Raw genomic sequence first — 17,789 nt, 5'->3', positions numbered from 1 at the left:
CCGCATGTCGCAGAACCTGGTGCTGATGCTGCTCGGCGGCGCGCTCCTGAGGATCTCGGCCTTCTCCACCACCTACGTCAACTACGTCAAGCCTGGCTTTCGGCCCTTCCTCGTCGCGGCCGGGCTGGTGATCTTCGCGATCGGGCTGCTGGGGCTGGTCCGCCGATCCGCCGAGCACCATCACGGGCCGAGGGTGGCCTGGCTGCTGTGCCTGCCGGTGTTCGCGGTCTTCCTGATCGCGCCGCCCGCGCTCGGGTCGTTCGCCGCCGCCAGGTCAGAGGCGCCGCCTCCGCCGCAGGTCCTCGACGCCTACGCGCCGCTGCAGGCCGCGGGGGCGACCGAGATGAAGATGAGCGAGTTCATCGGCAGGGTCTTCAGCGACTCCAACCAGACGCTCAAGGACAGGACGGTCAAGCTGACCGGGTTCGTCACGCCGTCCAAGAAGAAGGGGCAGTGGTTCGTCACCAGGATGCAGCTGGCCTGCTGCGCCGCCGACGCCTACGCGCTGAAGGTGATCGTGCGCGGCGTGCCGCAGCCCACGCCCGACTCCTGGGTCATGGTCACGGGCACCTGGGTGCCCACCGAGGTGGACGACAACGCCACCGGCATCGTCTACGCCGAGCTCGACGCCACAGCGGTGGAGAGGGTCGACGCCCCGTCAGAACCTTACGAGTAGGTCGGCGGCCTCCTCCTCGACCTCCGCGGCCCGTAGCACCAGCTCCGGAGAGGGATCGCGAGCCACCTGCGACCACAGCTCGCCTGCCGTCCGGTAGAGAGGGGCGGCCGGATGGCCGCCCGCCTCGTCGAGGAAGTCGGCGTAGAGCGGCCTGGTGGCGCCGGGAGCGGTGTACTCCGTCTCCAGGCACTCGGGCAGCCGTCGCCTCGCGCTCTCCAGCACCTCTGGGTCGGCCAGGTGCTCGGCGAGCCTCCGCATGCCGGACAGCCCGAAGTTGACGTCGAAGGCGTTGCCCAGCACGGAGCCCGTCAGCTTGGCCGCGGTGTCCTTGATCGCCGCCTTGAGGTCGGGCTCGGCGGAGGGCGGGCCGGTGATCTCCGTCAGGTGGTGCCTGTTCTTCTTCGAGGCCGACCACTCGCTCATGAACGCGGCCACCGGCATCTGCCCGTCGAGGAGCACGACCGTGTCACCCTCGAAGCCGAGCACGGCCACGTCGTAGGGGTCCTGCCCGATCCTGCAGATCACCTGGACGCCGGTGTCCCGCGCGGCCCGCAGGTTCCGCTCGGCCACCCTGGGCGAGCCGGTCTGCCTGACCTCGTGCGGCACCCCCGTACGGGCGAGCGCCTTGCCGATCATCGGCTCGGGGTGCGCCTGGGCGACGACGGTCAGCATCGGCGGACGGCCCTTGTACCTGAAGACGAAGCACATGAACCCGATGCCGCCGCCGAGGCCGAGCCACATCGCCTCGGAATGGGTGCCGAGCAGGGCGCGGAGCAGGTGGGACTCGCGGTGCATGCGGGGAGATCTCCTCAGATGAAGGCGGCGTTGAGCCCTGTCACGTCGAGCACCCTGCGCAGCACGCCGTGCACGCCGGTGAGCCGCAGACTGCCGCCGTGCTCGCGCACCAGGCGCTGGTGCTCGATCAGCACCCACAGCCCGCTGGAGTCGCAGAAGGCCAGGCCCGCCGCGTCGATGACGATCGTGTGGACCCTCTCGTCGTGCAGGAGCACGAGCTGTTCCCGCAGCACGGGTGCGGAGACCTTGTCGAGATCTCCGTGGAGGCTCACGATCGCTGCTCCAGGGGAGCGCTCCACCGCCACAGTGAGTTCCGCCAACGAGGTGCCTCCCGCTCAGGAGCCTTCTCCGAAGGTACACCCCTGCCGCATCGAGCGTTAGCCGCTAAGGTGGTGTGCGCACTGGAGGGTTCGCATAGTGGACGAGTGCAGCCGCCTTGAAAGCGGCCAGGTCAGCGATGGCCTCAAGGGTTCGAATCCCTTACCCTCCGCCATCGACCTCCAGGCCGCGCCTGCGGCCTAGAGGTCACCCAGCTCGCCGAGCGGCTTCGTCCAGTGGTCCTGATCCTGCGGCGCCCGCGTGTCCGAGTTGATGACGACGTGCATGATCTCGTTGAAGGTCTTGAACGCGCGGTCGTCGCCGACCCGCATCTGCCCGCCGTTGATGCGCTCGTACCAGTACTTCTGCTCGTCCTCGATCCGGGGGAGCAGCTGGTTGCGGCTCAGGTTGCGCGCTTCCTCGAGAGTGAGGCGCTCGAAGCGTTGCATGCGGGGATTGTCTCACCAGGGGGAGGCGAGCGGAGGGCTTCTCTCGCCTCACATCCCCGCGAAGCCGTCCCCGACCGCCGCGGCGAGCTGCAGATACGCCTCCCTCGTCGGCTCCTGCAGCCGGTCGAGGTCGATCTCGGCGCCCTCCTCCAGATGCGGGTCGTACGGCACGCGGATGACCGTACGGCAGCGCGCCGCGAAGTGCGCCTCGAGCTTGGCGATGTCCACGGCCGACTTCGACCTCGGCCGCACGCTGCACAGCACCACCGTGGCGTCTCTCACCAGGTCGCCGTAGTGATGGGCCTCCAGCCAGTCGAGCGTCGCCGAGGCGGCCCTCGCGCCGTCCACCGAGGGCGAGCTGACCAGCACGATCTGGTCGGCCAGCCCGAGCACGCCCGACATCGCCGAGTGGAGCAGCCCTGTGCCGCAGTCGGTGATGCAGATGGAGTAGAAGTTCTCCAGCACCTGGGCGACCTGCTGGTAGTCGGCGGCGCTGAACGCCTCGGAGACCGAGGGGTCGCGGTCGGAGGCGAGCACCTCCAGGCGTGAGGAAGCCTGCGAGGTGAAGGCCCTGATGTCGACGTAGCGCTTGACCTGGGCGCGCTCGTTCAGCAGGTCGCGAACCGTCGCCGAGGTCTCCAGCTCCAGCTTGTCGGAGAGCGTGCCGCGGTCGGGGTTGGCGTCGACCGCGATCACCCTGTCGCCGCGGACCTGCGCGAGCGTGGCGCCGAGACCGACCGTGGTGGTGGTCTTGCCGACGCCGCCCTTGAGGCTGAGCACGGCGACGCGGTGGTGTCCCGTCGCGACGGGTGTGCGGGCCCTGGCGACCAGGGCGCGACGGCGACGCACCTCGGCGGGCTCACCTGGCTTGATCCACCCGGCGGAGGCCTTGTAGATCAGCCGGCGCCAGCCCTTGGAGGGGGGCGTTGCGGCGACCGCGCAGCAGAGAGTCAGGGTCGAGGCTCTCGGCGGTGGGCCTGTCGCCGGCGGCGGGACGGGCCGGCACGGCGAAGGCGGGAACCGGCGGCTGCGGGCGGCGGCGTACGGGGAACGGCTCCTCCTGCACGGCCACCTCCACCGACGGCGGCTCGGCGAAGCTCGCCCGCTCGAACGAGGGCGGCTCCTCCCTGTGCCGGGGCTCCTCCCTGCGCGGCTCCTCCCTGACGCGGGGTTCACGCGGCAGGGGGTCGTCGAAGCGGAAGGCGTCGAACCTGGGCTCCGGCTCCTCGTGCCGCGGCAGGCCGGGCTCGGGAGTGTCGTCGTCGGGGACCAGCTCGCCCTGAACGGTCTCGACGTCGGCGATGCCCTCGAAGCTCTCGGCCGCCGGCTGTGGCCACGGCGGGCGCGGCCACGAAGGGTCGGTGCGCTCCTCGGGCGGCAGCGGGTCGAACATGCTGCTCTGGGGCTCGGGACGCTCCTCCGCCTGCGGGTCGAAGGCGCCCATCCGGTAGGAGTCGGTGTCGTCGGGGCGGGGAAGCGGCTTCAACGGCGCGAGGAAGGCGTCGTCGTCGTCCCTGCCGAACGTGGGAGGCCGCTCGGCCTCGACCGAGGACTCGAACCACTCGGCCGCCTCCACCTCCTCGGCGGGCAGCTCCTCCGCCGCGGCCTGGCCGTACACGGAGTCGACCGCGGCCCTGAACAGGGGCGGGGTCGGAGTGTCCTGCTCGGTGGGCACCGACAGCCAGGGGTCCTTCGGGTATGGCGAAACGACGGTCTCGTCCGTGGCCACGGCGCCGGTCTTGGCGCTGACCTTGACGGGTTCCTCGTCGGTCTCCTTGATGGCGTCGAGCCACGCGAGCTGTTCCTCGAGAGACTCTTCACGATCGTGTCGTGCCACCGTGTTCCCCCTCGGGATGGGCGTAAAGGGGCAGCAAACACATTGCACATTAACGCCCCGTGTTCCGTTGAACGCAGGCAACCCGCAACTTCCCTGCCCCGCTACCTTGGGTCACATGCGAGCGATTGTCATCACCAAGCCCGGCGGACCCGAGGTTCTGGAGTGGCAGGAGGTGTCGGATCCGCGCCCTGAGCGGGGAGAAGTCGTGATCGATGTCACTGCCTCCGCGGTCAACAGGGCGGATGTCATCCAACGGCTAGGTTTCTATGACCCACCGCCCGGCGCCTCCCCGTATCCGGGGCTCGAGTGCTCGGGGGTGGTCTCGGAGGTCGGTCCCGACGTGGTCGGGTTCGCGGTGGGTGACAGGGTCTGCGCCCTGCTGTCCGGGGGCGGGTACGCCGAGCGCGTCGCCGTCCCGTGGGAGCAGGTGCTGCCCGCGCCCGAGGGACTGTCGCTGACCGAGGCGGCGGGGCTGCCCGAGACGGTCTGCACCGTCTGGTCCAACGTCTTCATGACGGCCAGGCTGCGGCGCGGGGAGACGCTGCTGGTGCACGGCGGCGCGAGCGGCATCGGCACGACGGCGATCCAGATCGCCAAGGCGTTCGGCTCGCGCGTGGTGGTGACCGTCGGCTCTCAGGAGAAGGCCGAACGCTGCCTGGAGCTGGGGGCCGACGAGGCGATCAACTACAGGACCGAGGACTTCGCCGAGCGGGTCGAGGCGGACGTGATCCTCGACATCATGGGCGCCAAATATCTCCCAGGGAACGTCAAAGCTCTCAAGACGGGCGGACGGCTGGTCGTGATCGGTCTCCAGGGCGGCGCCAAGGGCGAGCTCGATCTCCACATGCTGACCAGGAAGCGAGCCGCGGTGCACGGCACCACGCTCCGATCCAGGCCGACAGCCGAGAAGGGCGTGGTCGTGCGCGGCGTCGTCGGCGATGTCTGGCCGCTGGTGTCGGCGGGCGCCGTCAGGCCGGTCGTGCACGCGCAGGTGCCCATGGCCGAGGCCGCCAAGGCGCACGAGATGCTCGATTCAGGAGAGCACGTCGGAAAGATCCTGCTAGTAGGTTGAGAGCTATGAACGCTGAGGAGAACGCCCCCCACATCGTGGTGGTGGGACCCGAGGGCTTCAGCGCCCAGGGCGATAGCGCTGAGAACGGTGAGCAAGAGGAGCGGTCGATCGCCAACCTGGTCGAGCAACCCGCCAAGGTGATGCGCATCGGCAGCATGATCCGCACTCTGCTGGAGGAGGTCAGAGCCGCGCCTCTTGACGAAGCCAGCCGCAAGCGGCTGAAGGAGATCCACGAGAGCTCCATCAAGGAGCTCGAGGACGGTCTGGCGCCCGAACTGGTCGATGAGCTCGAACGGTTGTCGCTGCCCTTCACCGACGACAACGGCACGCCGCCGAGCGACGCCGAGCTGCGCATCGCGCACGCTCAGCTGGTCGGCTGGCTCGAAGGTCTGTTCCACGGGATCCAGACCACGCTGTTCGCGCAGCAGATGGCCGCCAGGGCCCAACTGGAGCAGATGCGCAAGGCGCTGCCCGGCGGGATGGCCCAGGAGAGCCACCGGCCCAGCGGCACGGGTCCTTACCTGTAGAGGTTCTCCAGCACGAGGGCCACGCCGTCTTCGTCGTTCGCCGCGGTCACATGGTCGACCGCGGCGAGCACGTCGGGATGGGCGTTGGCGACCGCGTACGAGGTGCCTGCCCAGGCGAGCATGGGCAGGTCGTTCGGCATGTCCCCGAACGCGATCACCTCGTCCGGCTTGATCCCGTTCCTCGTCGACAGCGCGGCCAGGGCGGAGGCCTTCGTCACGCCCTGCGCGCTCATCTCGATCAGCGCCCTGCCGCTCGAGTGCGTCGCGGTCACCAGGTGCCCCACGAGATCCTGGACGGCATCGTGCAGGCTGTCGGGGTCCATCTCGGGATGAAGTGCCAGGAGTTTGGCGCACGGACGCGAGGTGAGCGTCGAGGCGCCCACTCTGAGGCCCGCCACCGCCTTGCTGTCCATGCCGCCCAGCCGGAAATCCGACTCGTGCGCAAATCCACCTTCGTACTCGACCGAAAATGCCAGTTCGGGCACGTTCGCTCGAAGCTGAGCGACCACCTCTCCAAGCACGTCGGGCTCGATGAGGTGCGACTCGACTATCCGTTCGGTGTGCAGGTCGTAGACAAGGGCGCCATTGGCGCAGATGGCAAGTCCGCGATGGCGTACGGCGTCGGCGACCACACTCATCCACCTGGGCGGACGGCCGGTGACGAACACCAGCATCGCCCCAGTTCGCTCCACGTCGGCGAAGGCGGCGGCGGTGCGGGAGGAGACGGTTCCGTCGGTGCGCAGAGCGGTTCCGTCGAGGTCGGTGGCCACCAGTCGCGGGGCGGCGGAGAGGCTCGGCATAACAGCTTCCAGTTTGCCCTGTGATGCCGCAGTCCAGAAATCTTCGTGGCAGAGGGAACACCAAGGCGGCGGAATGGTGTTAGATGTGATGGCGTTGTATTAGCTGATCCCGTAGTGAAAACCGGCATGTGATTGTCTGAGCCACCCCGGGTGCCTGCTGTATACGACACACCGGGATTCGCGAGGTGCGGGTCCCATAGATACACATCCTGAGGGAGAGCTTTTATGGCTCAGGGAACCGTCAAGTGGTTCAACGCTGAGAAGGGCTTCGGCTTCATCGCCCCGGACGGCGGTGCGCCGGACGTGTTCGTGCACTTCTCCGAGATCGTCGGCAACGGCTACCGCAGCCTTGAAGACGGGGCGCGGGTCGAGTTCGAGATCACGCAGGGACAGAAGGGGCCGCAGGCCTCCCAGGTCCGTGCCATCTGACCTGATAGCTACGAGATAAGAGCCGAGGATCTTCGGATCCCCGGCTCTTTTCGTCTCCAGGGGCCGTCACCGATACACCAGCCCCGACAGCCGCCACGCGAGCTTCCTGCGGAAGGGCGGCAGCACCGCCAGGCCCCTCAGCACGAGGTTGCGCAGCGGACGCAGCCTGCGGTCCACCGTCGCCAGCGCCGTGAGCCTTCCGGCGAACGCCACCACCTGCTCGGCCACCGGCCGCCTCACCGCCGCGTAGGCGTCGAGCGGGGCCGCCGAGCCGCTGCGGAGCGCCTGTCCCAGCGCCTCGCCCAGGGCCGCCGCGTCCTGGAGCCCCGCGTTCATCCCCTGCCCGCCCGCCGGGCTGTGCACGTGGGCCGCGTCGCCCGCCAGCACCACCCGGCCCGAGCGGTAGGCGTCGGCGACCCTGTGGTGCACCCTGAAGCGCGAGCCCCAGACGACCTCCTCGACCACCACGCGCTCCTTCACGGGGCCGCGCGCGTCGAGCAGGCGCTGCACGAAGGCCACGTCGGGACGCTCCGGCGCCTCCTCGACGGTGGCCACGATCCTGAACGTGCCCCCTGGCAGCGGCGCGACCACCACGAGCCCGTCGGGCGAGAAGAACAGCTCGACCTCGTCGGCGGGCACGCCGCCGCTGAGCCGTACGTCGGCCAGGGAGAACGACTCGGCGTAGGTGCCGCCGGTGAAGCCGATCCCCACCTGCTCGCGCACGGTGCTGTGCATGCCGTCCGCGCCGACCAGGTAGCCGGCCCGCACCTGGCTGCCGTCGGCGAAGGTCGCCGTCGCCCCCTCGGCGTCCTGCTCCACGGCCACCACCCTGTACGGCCTGGCGACCCGCCCGCCGAGCTCCTCGAACCTGTCCAGGAGGATCCGCTCGGTGTCGGCTTGGGAGATCATCAGCGTGTAGGGATAGGGGGTCGGCAGCCGCGAGAAGTCCACAGGGACGAGCACCCTGTCCCTGTCCCTGATCGTGAAGCGCGGCGAGTGGATGCCGAGCCCCGTCATCTTCTTCGTGACGCCGAGCGGCTCCAGCACCTCCAGCGTGCGGGCGTGCACGACGGCCGCCCTCGAGGTGTTGTCCCCCTCGGCCTGGTCGTCGGCGATCGTGACGTCGAACCCCTGCTGGACGAGGGAGACGGCGACGGCGAGCCCCGTGGGCCCCGCTCCGATGACGAGCACGTCGGTGGTGACGTTCATGATGCCCTCCACTTGGTCAACGCTTGTTGGCATCACTATCGCCCCGCCCGCCTAGTCATGTCAACACTTGTTGGCCTACAGTTGTTGACATGAGGAGATCGTCCGAGGACACCAAGGCCGCGATCCTGGCCGCCGCCCGCGAGCGCTTCGGCGCCGACGGGTACGAGAAGGCCACGATCAGGGCCATCGCCGGCGACGTGGGCGTCGACCCGGCCATGGTGATGCGCTACTTCGGCAACAAGGAGAAGCTCTTCGCCGCCGCCGCCCACTTCGACCTGCGCTTCCCCGACCTGGCCTCGACGCCGCGCGAACAGGTCGGCACGGCGATGGTCGGCCACTTCCTCGACCTGTGGGAGACCAGCGAGGCCCTTCAGGTGCTGCTGCGCACCGGCGTCACCAACGAGGCCGCCGCCGAGCGGATGCGCGAGATCTTCGCCGCCCAGCTCGGCCCGCTCGCCGCCCGCCTCTGCCCCGACCCGGCCACGGCGCCCACCCGCGCGGGCCTGGCCGCCTCGCAGATCCTCGGCCTGGCGCTCACCCGCTACGTCCTGCGCCTGCCGCCCGTCATGGCCATGACGCGCGAGGAGGTCGTCGCCTGGCTCGGTCCGACCCTCCAGCGCTATCTCACCGAATGACAGAAGGATCACGGGTACGGCACGAATGTCCCCTCTCGCGAACCCCTGCCAGGCCCCCGCCCTCCAACCGGGCATGAGGTACGCCTGGCTGTGCCACCCCGTGACCCTCGTCTCGGTGATCGTCTTACTGGTCAACGATCATCTGCTCAAGCAGGCCTGGCCCGGGTTCGTCACCGGCAAGCTGAGCGACGTCGCCGGCCTCCTCGTCGCCCCGCCCCTCCTGGCCCTCCTCCTGCGCCGCGGGGCCGACGCCGCGGCCGTCCTGCTGACGGGAGCCCTCTTCGCGGCCGTCAAGACCACGGAAACGGGCGCGGAGGCGGCCTCCCAGGCCTGGACCCTGGTGGCGGGCCATTCGCGTGTCCTGGCCGATCCCACGGACCTGCTGGCCCTGCCCGCCCTCGCCCTCGCCTGGTGGGTCCGCTGCCACGCCCACGAGGTCCCCACCAGAACGAGAACCCTCATCGCCCTCCCCCTGGCCGTCCTCGCCGTCACCGCCACCTCGGCGGTGCCGCCGGTCCCCGCCTCCAGGGACGTCTGGATCGAGGGCACGGCGATCGTCACCAAGGTGGAGGGACGCGAGATCGACCTGCTCTCCCTGGACGGCGGGGCCACCTGGACCCCTCGCCCGACTCGGCCCGATGGCAGGGACACGGCCCAGTCCGCCGCCTGCGTGCACGGACAGGGACAGCGCTGCTACCGGATCGTCAAGGGCCTGATGAAGGTCGAGGAGTCCGACGACGGTGGAAGGACCTGGCGACCCTCATGGGAGGTGCCGTCCGGCCGGGTGCACCTCCTGGAACGGGCGCTGGCGCCCGAGCCCTACGACATCTTCGGGCGCGCCGGCCACGACCCGGTCAGACCGATCGCCTCGGTCACGCTGGCCGTGCAGCGAAGGCCGGGCGGGCACGTGGTGGTGGTCGCCAACGGGCTCGACGGGGTCGCGGTGAGGAACGAGGCGGGCGCGTGGCGGCGACTCGGATTCGGCAGGAGCGACAACGTGTCCGAGGCCGACGCGACCCCGCTGCGCCGGTTCGCCTGGCAGGTGGATGACGAGAACGCTGTCGCCGTCCTCGCCGGGCTGGGCGTGTTCGCGCTGGCGCTGGGGGTCAGCAGACCACGTAGATCTGTCGCGATCACGGTCGCGATCACCGTCGTCTCCTGCGCCTGCGCGACGATGCTGCCACTTGGCGCAGGCGAAGGCAGGGGAGCCCTGGTGACAGGCGTGCTCGGGATCTTGGCTCTGATCCTCGCATTGATCACCCTGCTGGGACTGGCAGGGGTCGCGGGGTTGAAGGCGAGGGAGCTGACGGCGGCGTTCGGGGCGGGGGTCTTCACCGCGCTCGCGGTCGCGCTGCCGTTCCACGGGTGGAGCGCGGGCTGGCCCGAGGACCACGGTACGGCGCTCGGCCTCTCCGTCGTCCTCGGGCTGGCCACGGCGGCGACCGGGCTGGTCGCCGCCAGGCGGACCGCTACTTGATCGGCTCCAGGACGTCGAGCCCGACGTAGGGGCGCAGGGCCTTGGGGACCACGACGGAGCCGTCGGCCTGCTGGTGGTTCTCGAGGATGGCGACGATCCAGCGCGTCGTGGCCAGCGTGCCGTTGAGCGTGGCCAGGTGCTGGGGCTTGCCGTCCTTGTCGCGGAAGCGGGCGCCGAGCCTGCGGGCCTGGAACTCGGTGCAGTTGGACGTCGAGGTCAGCTCGCGGTAGCGCCCCTGGGTGGGGATCCACGCCTCGCAGTCGAACTTGCGGGCCGCGGACATGCCCAGGTCGCCGGCGGCCGTGTCGATGATGCGGTAGGGCACCTCGATCTTCGCCAGCATGTCCTTCTCCCACGCCAGCAGCCGCTGGTGCTCCTCCGCCGCCTCCTCGGGGCGCACGTAGGAGAACATCTCCACCTTGTCGAACTGGTGGACGCGGATGATGCCGCGGGTGTCCTTGCCGTAGGAGCCCGCCTCACGGCGGAAGCAGGACGACCAGCCCGCGTAGCGCAGCGGCAGCTGCGAGCCGTCGAGGATCTCGTCGGCGTGGTAGCCGGCCAGCGAGACCTCGGAGGTGCCGACGAGGTAGAGGTCGTCCTCGGGCAGGCGGTAGATCTCCTTGTCGTGCGCGACGTGGAAACCGGTGCCCGCCATGGTCTCCGGCTTGACCAGCACGGGCGTGATCATCGGGACGAAGCCCGACTCGATCGCCTGCTGCATGGCCATGTTGAGCAGGCCGAGCTGGAGCCTCGCCCCTGCGCCGCGCAGGAAGAAGAAGCGCGAGCCCGAGACCTTGGCGCCGCGCTCCATGTCGATGGCGCCGAGCAGCTCGCCCAGCTCCAGGTGGTCGCGCGGCTCGAAGTCGAACGCGCGGGGCTCGCCCACGGTCTCGAGCACGACGTAGTCGTCCTCGCCGCCGTGGGGCGCCTCGGGCTGGACGATGTTGGGGATCGTGCCGATGAGCTCCTCGAGCTCGACGGCCAGCTTCTCGGCCTCGGCCTCCGCCGACTTGACCTGCCCCGCGAGCTCCTTGGCCCGCTGGAGCAGCGCCTGCTTCTCCTCGCCTGAGGCCTTGGAGACCGACTTGCCCATGGACTTCTGCTCGGCGCGCAGGGACTCGAAGGAGGTCAGCGCGGCGCGGCGGCGCTCGTCGAGGTCGAGCAGCGTGTCGACGACGGTGTCGTCCTCACCGCGGGCACGCTGCGACGCCCGTAGCCGGTCGGGGTCCTCACGAAGGGTACGCAGGTCAATCACCCCCCAAGGCTACCTAGGTGCGCAGTGCTCCCACACCCGATATCCCGTACGGCACGGCGTCGAGGCGCTCGCTCACACCTGACCCGCGCGCACGCGCGCCAGCCAGTCGCTCGCCTCGGCGAACTCGGTGTCGGCCGTGCCGCGCTTGATCTGGGGCGCCACGCCGTCGGCCCGCGGGTAACTGCCGAGGAAGCGGACCTCGCCGCAGACGCGGTGCAGCCCCGAGATCGCCTCGCCGACACGGGCGTCGGCCACATGGCCCTCGAAGTCGAAGTGGAAGAAATAGCGGCCGATGCCCTCGCCCGTGGGGCGCGACTCGATGCGGCTCAGGTTGACCCCGCGCATCGAGAACTCCGTCAGCATCTCCAGCAGCGCGCCAGGATGGTCGTCGGCCAGGAAGACCACGAGCGTGGTGCGGTCGGAGCCGGTCGGCTCGGGCAGCGGCCCTGGGCGCGACACCCTGACGAACCGGGTCTCGGTGTCGGAGCGGTCGCCGATGTCGGCCACCACCTCGACCAGCCCGTAGTGCTCCCCTGCGATGCGCGCGGCGATGGCGGCGTCGTACGGCGAGCCGGGCAGCGACACCTCCTGGGCGGCGGCGGCCGTGGACGGCGCGGCGACGACCACGGCGTCGGGCAACTCGCGCGCGAGGAAGGCCCTGCACTGGGTGATCGCGGCGGGGTGGGTGTAGACGCGCTTGATGTGCCAGAGCGAGGTGTCGGGCCTGGCCAGCAGGGAGAAGCGCACGGGCAGCAGGAGCTCGGCGGAGATGAGCAGCGGCTCACCCCAGGCGAACTCGTCGAGCGTGGTGGTGATGGCGCCCTCGAGTGAGTTCTCCAGCGGGACGACGGCGCCGTCGGCCTCGCCTGAGCGGCACGCGTTGAGCGCGGCGCTGACTGTGGCGCAGGGCAGGCGCTCGGCGTTTGGCTCCATGAGCCGCAGGGCCTCTTCGGTGAAGGTGCCCTCTGGCCCCAGGTAGGCGAGGCGAGACATACCTACAGGGTAGTCAACGTCTTGCCATCTGGGGCTCGAACTCGGGACCGAGGCCGAGCCTGGCCGCGCGCACCGCCTCCTCCTCCTCTGGGGACAGCTGCTGCTGCCCCTTCCCGCCCACGACGGGACGCACGTAGGTGCGTGTCTCGGAGCGGCCGTTGATGGAGGTGAGCACGATGCCGTCGCCTAGGCCGTTGATCATCGCGACGGAGAAGGAGAGCCGCCCTGTCATCTCCGCCAGCGCGTCGTAGCGGTAGACCGCGACGTCGCGGATGGCCTTGAGGTCGCCCCTGCTCTCGCCGGCCTGCCTGGTGATCATCCGCTGGCAGTCGTCGACGGCCGCTCGCGCCTGCCTGAGTGCCACATATCCGATGACGACGCCGCTGACCCCCGCGAGCACGCCCACGATCATCCAGAGAGTAATCAGCACATCACCAAGAGTGTCACAAGATCTGGCGTCGTTTGGGCAACCAGACCCCGAGCAGCCAGACGAGGGCTATCGCGCCCAGCCCGAAGGCGTTCTGCACGATCTTGCCGATGACCGGGCTGACGACCGGGATCTCGGCCGCCTTGATCGCAACCCCCCACCAGGGGATCGGCACCACGTAGAAGAGCCACACGCCCGCGGCCACCCGCAGGCGCACCACGTCGCGTCCGTCGCCGACCAGCGCGCCGAGGACGACGACCACCCAGGCCAGGTGGTGGATCCAGGCGACGGGCGACAGCAGCACGGCCATGAGCCCGGTCAGCGCGACCGCGGTCATGGTGTCGAGCCTCTCGAAGGCGTGGCGGGCGTAGCGGAAGCCGTACCACGCGACGACGGCCACGAGCGCGAGCCAGAGCACCGACGTCAGCCACTCGGGAAGGTAGAGCCTGATCAGCATGCCGCGCATCGACTGGTTGGTGGTGGCCGCGTTCGCGCCCAGGCGCTCGGGGTCGAGCAGGGCCCTGAACCAGAAGTCGACCGCGTCGCGGGGGATGACCGCGAACGGCATCAGCGTGAACGCCGCGGTGGAGAAGGCCGCCATCCAGAACGTCTTCCACTGCCTGGTGACCAGCAGGTAGATGAGGAAGACGCCGGGCGTGAGCTTCACCGCCGTGGCCAGGCCGATCAGGAACCCGCGCGGCCACCACGGCCGCTTCGCCACGCAGTCAGCCAGGCACAGCGCCACGAGCAGGATGTCGACCTGCCCGAAACGCACCTGGTCGCGGATCGGCATCAGGTAGGCGCACGCCACCATGAGGAACGCGAACACCAGCGGGTTCCTGTTCACCTGCCTGAACGCGAAGCCGACGGTGACAGCCAGCGCGGCGAAGACGCCGGCCGTCCACACCCACTGCGCCGTCTCCCACGACATCCAGGCCAGCGGTACGGCCAGCAGCGCCGCGACCGGCGGATACGTGAAGGGCAGCAGCTGCGGCGCGGGGGTGAAGAAGTCGTAGACCGGACGCCCCTCCAGCAGCATCTGCCCGCCGGTGCGGTAGACGTCGAGGTCGACGAGGCGCTGGTCGTCCGCGTTGGTCAGCCACGTCTCGACGAGCGGCCACACGGCCAGCACGACGAGCACCGCGGCCAGCGGCCACAGCCACCACCGCCGCCTGATCGAGGGCGCTCCACCACCTGTCACGATGTGGCACGTTACCGTGGCTCTAGCCGTTCTTGGGCGTTGACTCTGGGGGTCCCCGCATGCCGTACCGCACCCTGGCGCGCCTCTGCCTGGGCCTGCTCGCCCTGCTTCCCGTCCTCGTGGGGGCGGCCTCGGGCACGGCGGGCGCCGCCGCCGAGAGCAGGGTCGCGGTCGTCGGCGTGCCCGGGCTGCAGTGGAGCGACCTCGACCAGGCGCGCACGCCGCACCTGTGGAAGCTCGTCGGCGAGGGCGCCTCCGCCTCGCTCTCGACGCGCGTGGTGCCGCCGCCGAACAGGGGAACCTCCTGCCCGATGGCCGGGTGGCTGACGGTGTCGGCCGGTCAGCGCGCGGGCGCGCCCGGCTGCGTCATGCCGGAGCCGCCCATCGGCGGGGCCGTGCCCGGCTGGGCGGAGCTGACCGCCTTCCAGGACAGCACCGGCTACGACGCGATGCTCGGCACGCTGGGACAGACCGTCGAGGACGCGGGCGGCAGGGTCGCTGCCATCGGGCCGGGCGCGGCCCTCGGCGCCGCCGACAGGTCAGGGAAGGTCGCGGCCTACGCCGACGCCCCCGAGGGCCTGGCCGACCCCGCCTCCTACGACCTGATCGTGATGGAGGCCGACCAGCTCGCCCGCGCGTGGACGGCGCTGCCCCCCGACAGCGACGGCGTGCCGCCCGACCTCACGGCGGCCGCCAGGCGGAGCGCCGCGGCCGAGGCCGACCGCAGGATCGGCGCGTTCCTCGACAGGCTGCCCCCGGGCACGACGGTCCTGGTGGCAGGGGTCTCCGACACCTCGGCGGCCGCGCACCTGCACGTCGCCCTCGCGTACGGAGGGCCGTACCGCCACGGGTTCCTGACCGCCACCTCCACCCGCCAGGACGCGCTCGTCACGATCACGGACCTCACCGCGACCACGATCAAGAACCTGGGGCTCGCCGTGCCCGCGGGCGTGGTCGGGCGCGGATGGGAGAACGGCGGCGAGGCGCCCCCGACCGTCGCGGAGAGCGTCACCCGCCTCGCCGACGAGGACCTCGCCAGCCAGGTGCTCAGAGAGGTCAGAGGGCCCTTCTTCGCCGTCTTCGTGGCGGTGCAGGTGCTCTTCTACGCCGTCGCCGCGCTCGTCCTGCGCAGGCGCCGTTCGTCCCGGAACGCCGAGGCGCCTGTCGAGGACGCCGCGAGGTCGCGGGTGCTGGTCGCCGTCCAGGTGGTGGCCGTGGTCAGCGGCGCCGTCGCGGTCTCCACCTTCCTCGCCCAGCTGGTGCCGTGGTGGAGCCTGCCCGCCGCGATGCCCGCGCTGATCGTCACGATCCTCGCCTTCGCCGGGCTCATCACCGCGCTGGCGTTCGCCGGCCCGTGGCGGGCACACGTGCTCGGCCCGCTCACCGTGGTCGCGGGCGTCACCTCGCTGGCCCTCCTCGTGGACGTCATGACCGGCTCCAGACTCCAGGTCAACGCCGTCACCGGCTACGAGCCCGTCACGGGAGGGCGCTTCTACGGCTTCAGCAACATCGCCTTCGCCGTCTACTCCACCGGCACCGTCCTCGCGCTGGCGGGCCTGGCCCAGTGGCTGCTCGGCCACCTGCGCAGGAGCGTGGTCGTGCTGGTGTGCGCGGTCTACGGGGCGTTCGCGGTCTTCGCCGACGGCTGGCCGGCGTGGGGCGCCGACTTCGGCGGCGTCCCCGCGTTCGTGATCGGCCTGGCGGTCTTCCTCATCCTGCTGTCGGGCCGCAGGGTCTCGCTGCTCAAGCTGCTGCTGGTCGGGGCGGCAGGCGCGGCGCTCATCGGGGCCATCGCCTTCGCCGACTGGCTGCGCGCCGCCGACCAGCGCACCCATCTGGGCAACTTCGTCCAGCAGATCATCGACGGACAGGCCTGGACGGTGGTGTGGAGGAAGTTCAGCTCGATGGTCGGCATCACCGTCGGAAACTGGCAGCTCACCCTGCTGTCCCTGGTGGCGCTGGCCTTCCTGTTCTTCGTCCTGGACCGGCCCTCGCGGTGGGGGGCCTCGGCGCTCGGCCGCGCCTACGGCTTCGCCCCGACCCTGCGCGCGGGCCTGTTCGGCGCTCTGACCTGTGCTTTCGTCGGCTTCCTCGTCAACGACTCGGGCATCGCGATCCCCGCCATGGCGCTCACGGTGGCCGTGCCGCTCACTCTGGCCGCGTGCGTGCGCGCGCTGCAGCTCGCCACGCCCACCACGCAAGACCCGCCGTCAGCGCCAGCAGCGACCACGGCACCACCTGCTGCCTGACGACGGTCCTGAGCCACTCGAGGTCGGCGGGCTGGCCGTCCACCCTGGCAGGCAGGTAGGCCAGCGACAGCAGGGTCAGGTGCGCGGTGAGGAAGAGGTCGACCCTCGACGCCGCCACCATGGCGACCAGCGCGAAGGCCAGCCCGTCGTACCAGGGCAGGATGTACGGCGTCGCGAACACGTACGCGACGACGAGCACCGCCGCCACCCTCGCCGCGTGGGCGGGCGGCGGCTGGAGCCTGAACAGCGCCCACGCCAGCAGGGCCATCACGACCACCGCGCCCACCTGGATCTCGCCCCTGTAGGCGCTGCCCTCTCCGACGACCGCCTGCAGCCATCCCTGGACGAGCTTCCAGAAGGAGGCGTGCGAGATCGCCTTGCCCGCCCTGCTCACCTGGTCGAAGGCGTGCGTCCCCGCCCAGAGGTAGCCGAGCGCGGCCACCGCGAGCGCCACGCCCGCGACCAGCGCGAGCCGCCGTGGCCGCCGCCTGAGCTCCCACGCGGGCCCGAGCGCCACCAGGCCCACGTTGAGCTTCACCGCGACGCCGAGCCCGAGCAGCGCTCCTGACGCCGCCAGCCGTCCTCTGGACACCGCGGCCTCCGGGAGAGAAGGGCCACGGGCGCTCACCACCAGCGCGGCCACCATGAAGGCGATGGCCAGCGTGTCGACGTGCAGCCCCGCGACGAGCTGGTAGAGCAGCAGCGGGTTGGCCGTCCACAGCAGGGCCGCCCTCAGCCGCAGCGCGGGATCGTCGCGGGTGAGACGGTCGAGCAGCAGCCCCGCGGCGATGAACGCGGTCGCGTTGACCAGCGCCATCACGAAGATGGTCAGCCTGACGGAGTCGCCGCCGACCCAGCTGGCCAGCGCCTGCACCGCCGTGGCCACGGGCCCGTAGACGCTGGGCTCCTCCCGCCACGGCGCCTCCACGGCCGCCGCGACGGGATCGCCTGGAAGGTCGGCCGCGCCGCTGACATAGGGGTCGATCCCGAGCGTGACCATGCGCCCGTAGGCGGCGTAGTTGAGGTGGTCGGCCGATCCGGAGGGTGGCAGGAACGCCAGCGCGGCGGCGGCCAGGCAGCCTCCCAGCACCAGCGCCCGCGCCGCGCCCTCGCCGAGGGCCCGGGTGCGCCGCAGGCCGCAGAGGAGGCCCAGGCCGCCCAGGACGACGGCGAGCGCTCCGAGCGCGATCACGAGGTGCGATGAGGGCCGCGCGTCGAGGGAGTACGGCGGCTGCCAGCCAGGCCCTTCGAGCCCCGGCACCATCGCCGAGGGCCCCAGCAGTCCGATGGTGATCGTCAGCAGCACGGATCCGGCGATGAGCACCGGCGCGGCGCGCGCGGCGAGCCCTGGCCCCGCCTCGGTCCTTGCCTGCGATGTCACCTGCAGATTCCAGCACATCACGGGGACAGGCCGCATCCGGGAGGACGACGGCCAGGCCG

General features: G+C 70.8%; 19 protein-coding genes and 1 tRNA gene. 8 read left to right on the top strand and 12 right to left on the bottom strand.

Annotated elements, in window-relative coordinates; genetic code table 11:
• Positions 1 to 4 precede the first annotated feature (4 nt).
• Positions 5 to 676: a TIGR03943 family putative permease subunit gene (locus ABFX55_RS36005; RefSeq protein ID WP_346131358.1), complete on the top strand. Its 672-nt coding sequence runs from the start codon at positions 5 to 7 to the stop codon at positions 674 to 676.
• Here the strand turns inward: ABFX55_RS36005 and ABFX55_RS36000 are convergent.
• Together ABFX55_RS36000 and ABFX55_RS35995 are read right to left on the bottom strand one after the other, a co-directional pair.
• Positions 659 to 1,471 (bottom strand): BtrH N-terminal domain-containing protein, encoded by an 813-nt coding sequence (locus ABFX55_RS36000; protein ID WP_346127328.1) that lies wholly within the window; start codon positions 1,469 to 1,471, stop codon positions 659 to 661. The genes ABFX55_RS36005 and ABFX55_RS36000 overlap by 18 nt on opposite strands.
• A 14-nt stretch (positions 1,472 to 1,485) precedes the next feature.
• The gene (locus tag ABFX55_RS35995; RefSeq protein WP_346127327.1) at positions 1,486 to 1,791 is read right to left on the bottom strand and encodes an STAS domain-containing protein; all 306 of its coding nucleotides are present in this window, start codon (positions 1,789 to 1,791) and stop codon (positions 1,486 to 1,488) included.
• A gap of 83 nt (positions 1,792 to 1,874) precedes the next feature.
• On the opposite strand from ABFX55_RS35995, the gene ABFX55_RS35990 reads away from it, so the two are divergent.
• A tRNA-Ser gene (locus ABFX55_RS35990) sits at positions 1,875 to 1,964 on the top strand.
• A gap of 25 nt (positions 1,965 to 1,989) precedes the next feature.
• On the opposite strand, the gene ABFX55_RS35985 is transcribed toward ABFX55_RS35990, so the two are convergent.
• Genes ABFX55_RS35985 through ABFX55_RS35975 form a run of 3 tightly spaced genes read right to left on the bottom strand, consistent with a single transcriptional unit; the run spans position 1,990 to position 4,075 of the window.
• Positions 1,990 to 2,238 (bottom strand): hypothetical protein, encoded by a 249-nt coding sequence (locus ABFX55_RS35985; protein WP_346127325.1) that lies wholly within the window; start codon positions 2,236 to 2,238, stop codon positions 1,990 to 1,992.
• 48 nt (positions 2,239 to 2,286) lie between these two features.
• A complete protein-coding gene (locus ABFX55_RS35980; protein ID WP_346127324.1) occupies positions 2,287 to 3,087 on the bottom strand; it encodes a MinD/ParA family ATP-binding protein in 801 nt (266 codons plus the stop codon).
• 10 nt (positions 3,088 to 3,097) lie between these two features.
• Entirely contained in the window at positions 3,098 to 4,075 is a 978-nt protein-coding gene (locus tag ABFX55_RS35975; protein ID WP_346127323.1) for a hypothetical protein, read from the bottom strand.
• Between the two features lie 115 nt (positions 4,076 to 4,190).
• Between ABFX55_RS35975 and ABFX55_RS35970 the strand changes: the two genes are divergently transcribed.
• Together ABFX55_RS35970 and ABFX55_RS35965 are read left to right on the top strand one after the other, a co-directional pair.
• Entirely contained in the window at positions 4,191 to 5,147 is a 957-nt protein-coding gene (locus ABFX55_RS35970) for an NAD(P)H-quinone oxidoreductase (protein WP_346127321.1), read from the top strand.
• 5 nt (positions 5,148 to 5,152) lie between these two features.
• A complete protein-coding gene (locus ABFX55_RS35965; protein WP_346127320.1) occupies positions 5,153 to 5,674 on the top strand; it encodes a bacterial proteasome activator family protein in 522 nt (173 codons plus the stop codon).
• Here the strand turns inward: ABFX55_RS35965 and ABFX55_RS35960 are convergent.
• Complete coding sequence (locus ABFX55_RS35960) at positions 5,665 to 6,474, bottom strand: HAD family hydrolase (protein WP_346127318.1); 810 nt, start codon at positions 6,472 to 6,474, stop codon at positions 5,665 to 5,667. The genes ABFX55_RS35965 and ABFX55_RS35960 overlap by 10 nt on opposite strands.
• A 225-nt stretch (positions 6,475 to 6,699) precedes the next feature.
• On the opposite strand from ABFX55_RS35960, the gene ABFX55_RS35955 reads away from it, so the two are divergent.
• A complete protein-coding gene (locus ABFX55_RS35955) occupies positions 6,700 to 6,903 on the top strand; it encodes a cold-shock protein (protein ID WP_183652851.1) in 204 nt (67 codons plus the stop codon).
• Between the two features lie 66 nt (positions 6,904 to 6,969).
• On the opposite strand, the gene ABFX55_RS35950 is transcribed toward ABFX55_RS35955, so the two are convergent.
• Entirely contained in the window at positions 6,970 to 8,112 is a 1,143-nt protein-coding gene (locus ABFX55_RS35950; RefSeq protein WP_346127317.1) for an FAD-dependent oxidoreductase, read from the bottom strand.
• 89 nt (positions 8,113 to 8,201) lie between these two features.
• On the opposite strand from ABFX55_RS35950, the gene ABFX55_RS35945 reads away from it, so the two are divergent.
• Both ABFX55_RS35945 and ABFX55_RS35940 read left to right on the top strand, forming a co-directional pair.
• On the top strand, positions 8,202 to 8,747 hold the full coding sequence (locus ABFX55_RS35945; RefSeq protein ID WP_346127315.1) for a TetR/AcrR family transcriptional regulator: 546 nt from the start codon (positions 8,202 to 8,204) through the stop codon (positions 8,745 to 8,747).
• A 115-nt stretch (positions 8,748 to 8,862) separates the two neighbouring features.
• Positions 8,863 to 10,224 (top strand): hypothetical protein, encoded by a 1,362-nt coding sequence (locus tag ABFX55_RS35940; protein WP_346127314.1) that lies wholly within the window; start codon positions 8,863 to 8,865, stop codon positions 10,222 to 10,224.
• Here ABFX55_RS35940 and serS read toward each other — a convergent pair.
• From serS to ABFX55_RS35920, 4 genes are all read right to left on the bottom strand, one after another.
• On the bottom strand, positions 10,217 to 11,479 hold the full coding sequence (serS, locus tag ABFX55_RS35935; protein WP_346127312.1) for a serine--tRNA ligase: 1,263 nt from the start codon (positions 11,477 to 11,479) through the stop codon (positions 10,217 to 10,219). The two genes, ABFX55_RS35940 and serS, sit on opposite strands and share 8 nt — an antisense overlap.
• 72 nt (positions 11,480 to 11,551) lie before the next feature.
• Entirely contained in the window at positions 11,552 to 12,472 is a 921-nt protein-coding gene (pheA, locus tag ABFX55_RS35930; RefSeq protein ID WP_346127311.1) for a prephenate dehydratase, read from the bottom strand.
• 13 nt (positions 12,473 to 12,485) lie between these two features.
• Positions 12,486 to 12,902 (bottom strand): DUF4446 family protein, encoded by a 417-nt coding sequence (locus ABFX55_RS35925; RefSeq protein ID WP_346127309.1) that lies wholly within the window; start codon positions 12,900 to 12,902, stop codon positions 12,486 to 12,488.
• A gap of 13 nt (positions 12,903 to 12,915) precedes the next feature.
• Positions 12,916 to 14,100 (bottom strand): glycosyltransferase 87 family protein, encoded by a 1,185-nt coding sequence (locus tag ABFX55_RS35920; protein WP_346127307.1) that lies wholly within the window; start codon positions 14,098 to 14,100, stop codon positions 12,916 to 12,918.
• A gap of 59 nt (positions 14,101 to 14,159) precedes the next feature.
• Here ABFX55_RS35920 and ABFX55_RS35915 point away from each other — a divergent pair, with 59 nt between their 5' ends.
• Positions 14,160 to 16,349: a hypothetical protein gene (locus ABFX55_RS35915; RefSeq protein ID WP_346127306.1), complete on the top strand. Its 2,190-nt coding sequence runs from the start codon at positions 14,160 to 14,162 to the stop codon at positions 16,347 to 16,349.
• On the opposite strand, the gene mptB is transcribed toward ABFX55_RS35915, so the two are convergent.
• Positions 16,249 to 17,730, bottom strand: a complete 1,482-nt coding sequence (gene mptB / locus ABFX55_RS35910) for a polyprenol phosphomannose-dependent alpha 1,6 mannosyltransferase MptB (protein WP_346127304.1) — start codon at positions 17,728 to 17,730, stop codon at positions 16,249 to 16,251. The two genes, ABFX55_RS35915 and mptB, sit on opposite strands and share 101 nt — an antisense overlap.
• Between the last annotated feature and the right edge of the window lie 59 nt (positions 17,731 to 17,789).

This window comes from Nonomuraea roseola (assembly GCF_039535395.1).
GTDB lineage: Bacteria > Actinomycetota > Actinomycetes > Streptosporangiales > Streptosporangiaceae > Nonomuraea > Nonomuraea roseola.
Note: the sequence above shows the minus strand (reverse complement) of the source record. Positions and strands in the feature narration are given on the sequence as shown.

Excerpts from the sequence above, each read along its gene's own strand:
- ABFX55_RS35950 (WP_346127317.1), bottom strand. The coding sequence starts at position 8,112 with ATGAACGTCACCACCGACGTGCTCGTCATCGGAGCGGGGCCCACGGGG.
- ABFX55_RS35945 (WP_346127315.1), top strand. The coding sequence starts at position 8,202 with ATGAGGAGATCGTCCGAGGACACCAAGGCCGCGATCCTGGCCGCCGCC.
- ABFX55_RS36000 (WP_346127328.1), bottom strand. The coding sequence starts at position 1,471 with ATGCACCGCGAGTCCCACCTGCTCCGCGCCCTGCTCGGCACCCATTCC.
- ABFX55_RS36005 (WP_346131358.1), top strand. The coding sequence starts at position 5 with ATGTCGCAGAACCTGGTGCTGATGCTGCTCGGCGGCGCGCTCCTGAGG.
- ABFX55_RS35965 (WP_346127320.1), top strand. The coding sequence starts at position 5,153 with ATGAACGCTGAGGAGAACGCCCCCCACATCGTGGTGGTGGGACCCGAG.
- ABFX55_RS35915 (WP_346127306.1), top strand. The coding sequence starts at position 14,160 with ATGCCGTACCGCACCCTGGCGCGCCTCTGCCTGGGCCTGCTCGCCCTG.
- ABFX55_RS35970 (WP_346127321.1), top strand. The coding sequence starts at position 4,191 with ATGCGAGCGATTGTCATCACCAAGCCCGGCGGACCCGAGGTTCTGGAG.
- ABFX55_RS35955 (WP_183652851.1), top strand. The coding sequence starts at position 6,700 with ATGGCTCAGGGAACCGTCAAGTGGTTCAACGCTGAGAAGGGCTTCGGC.
- ABFX55_RS35985 (WP_346127325.1), bottom strand. The coding sequence starts at position 2,238 with ATGCAACGCTTCGAGCGCCTCACTCTCGAGGAAGCGCGCAACCTGAGC.
- ABFX55_RS35960 (WP_346127318.1), bottom strand. The coding sequence starts at position 6,474 with ATGCCGAGCCTCTCCGCCGCCCCGCGACTGGTGGCCACCGACCTCGAC.
- pheA (WP_346127311.1), bottom strand. The coding sequence starts at position 12,472 with ATGTCTCGCCTCGCCTACCTGGGGCCAGAGGGCACCTTCACCGAAGAG.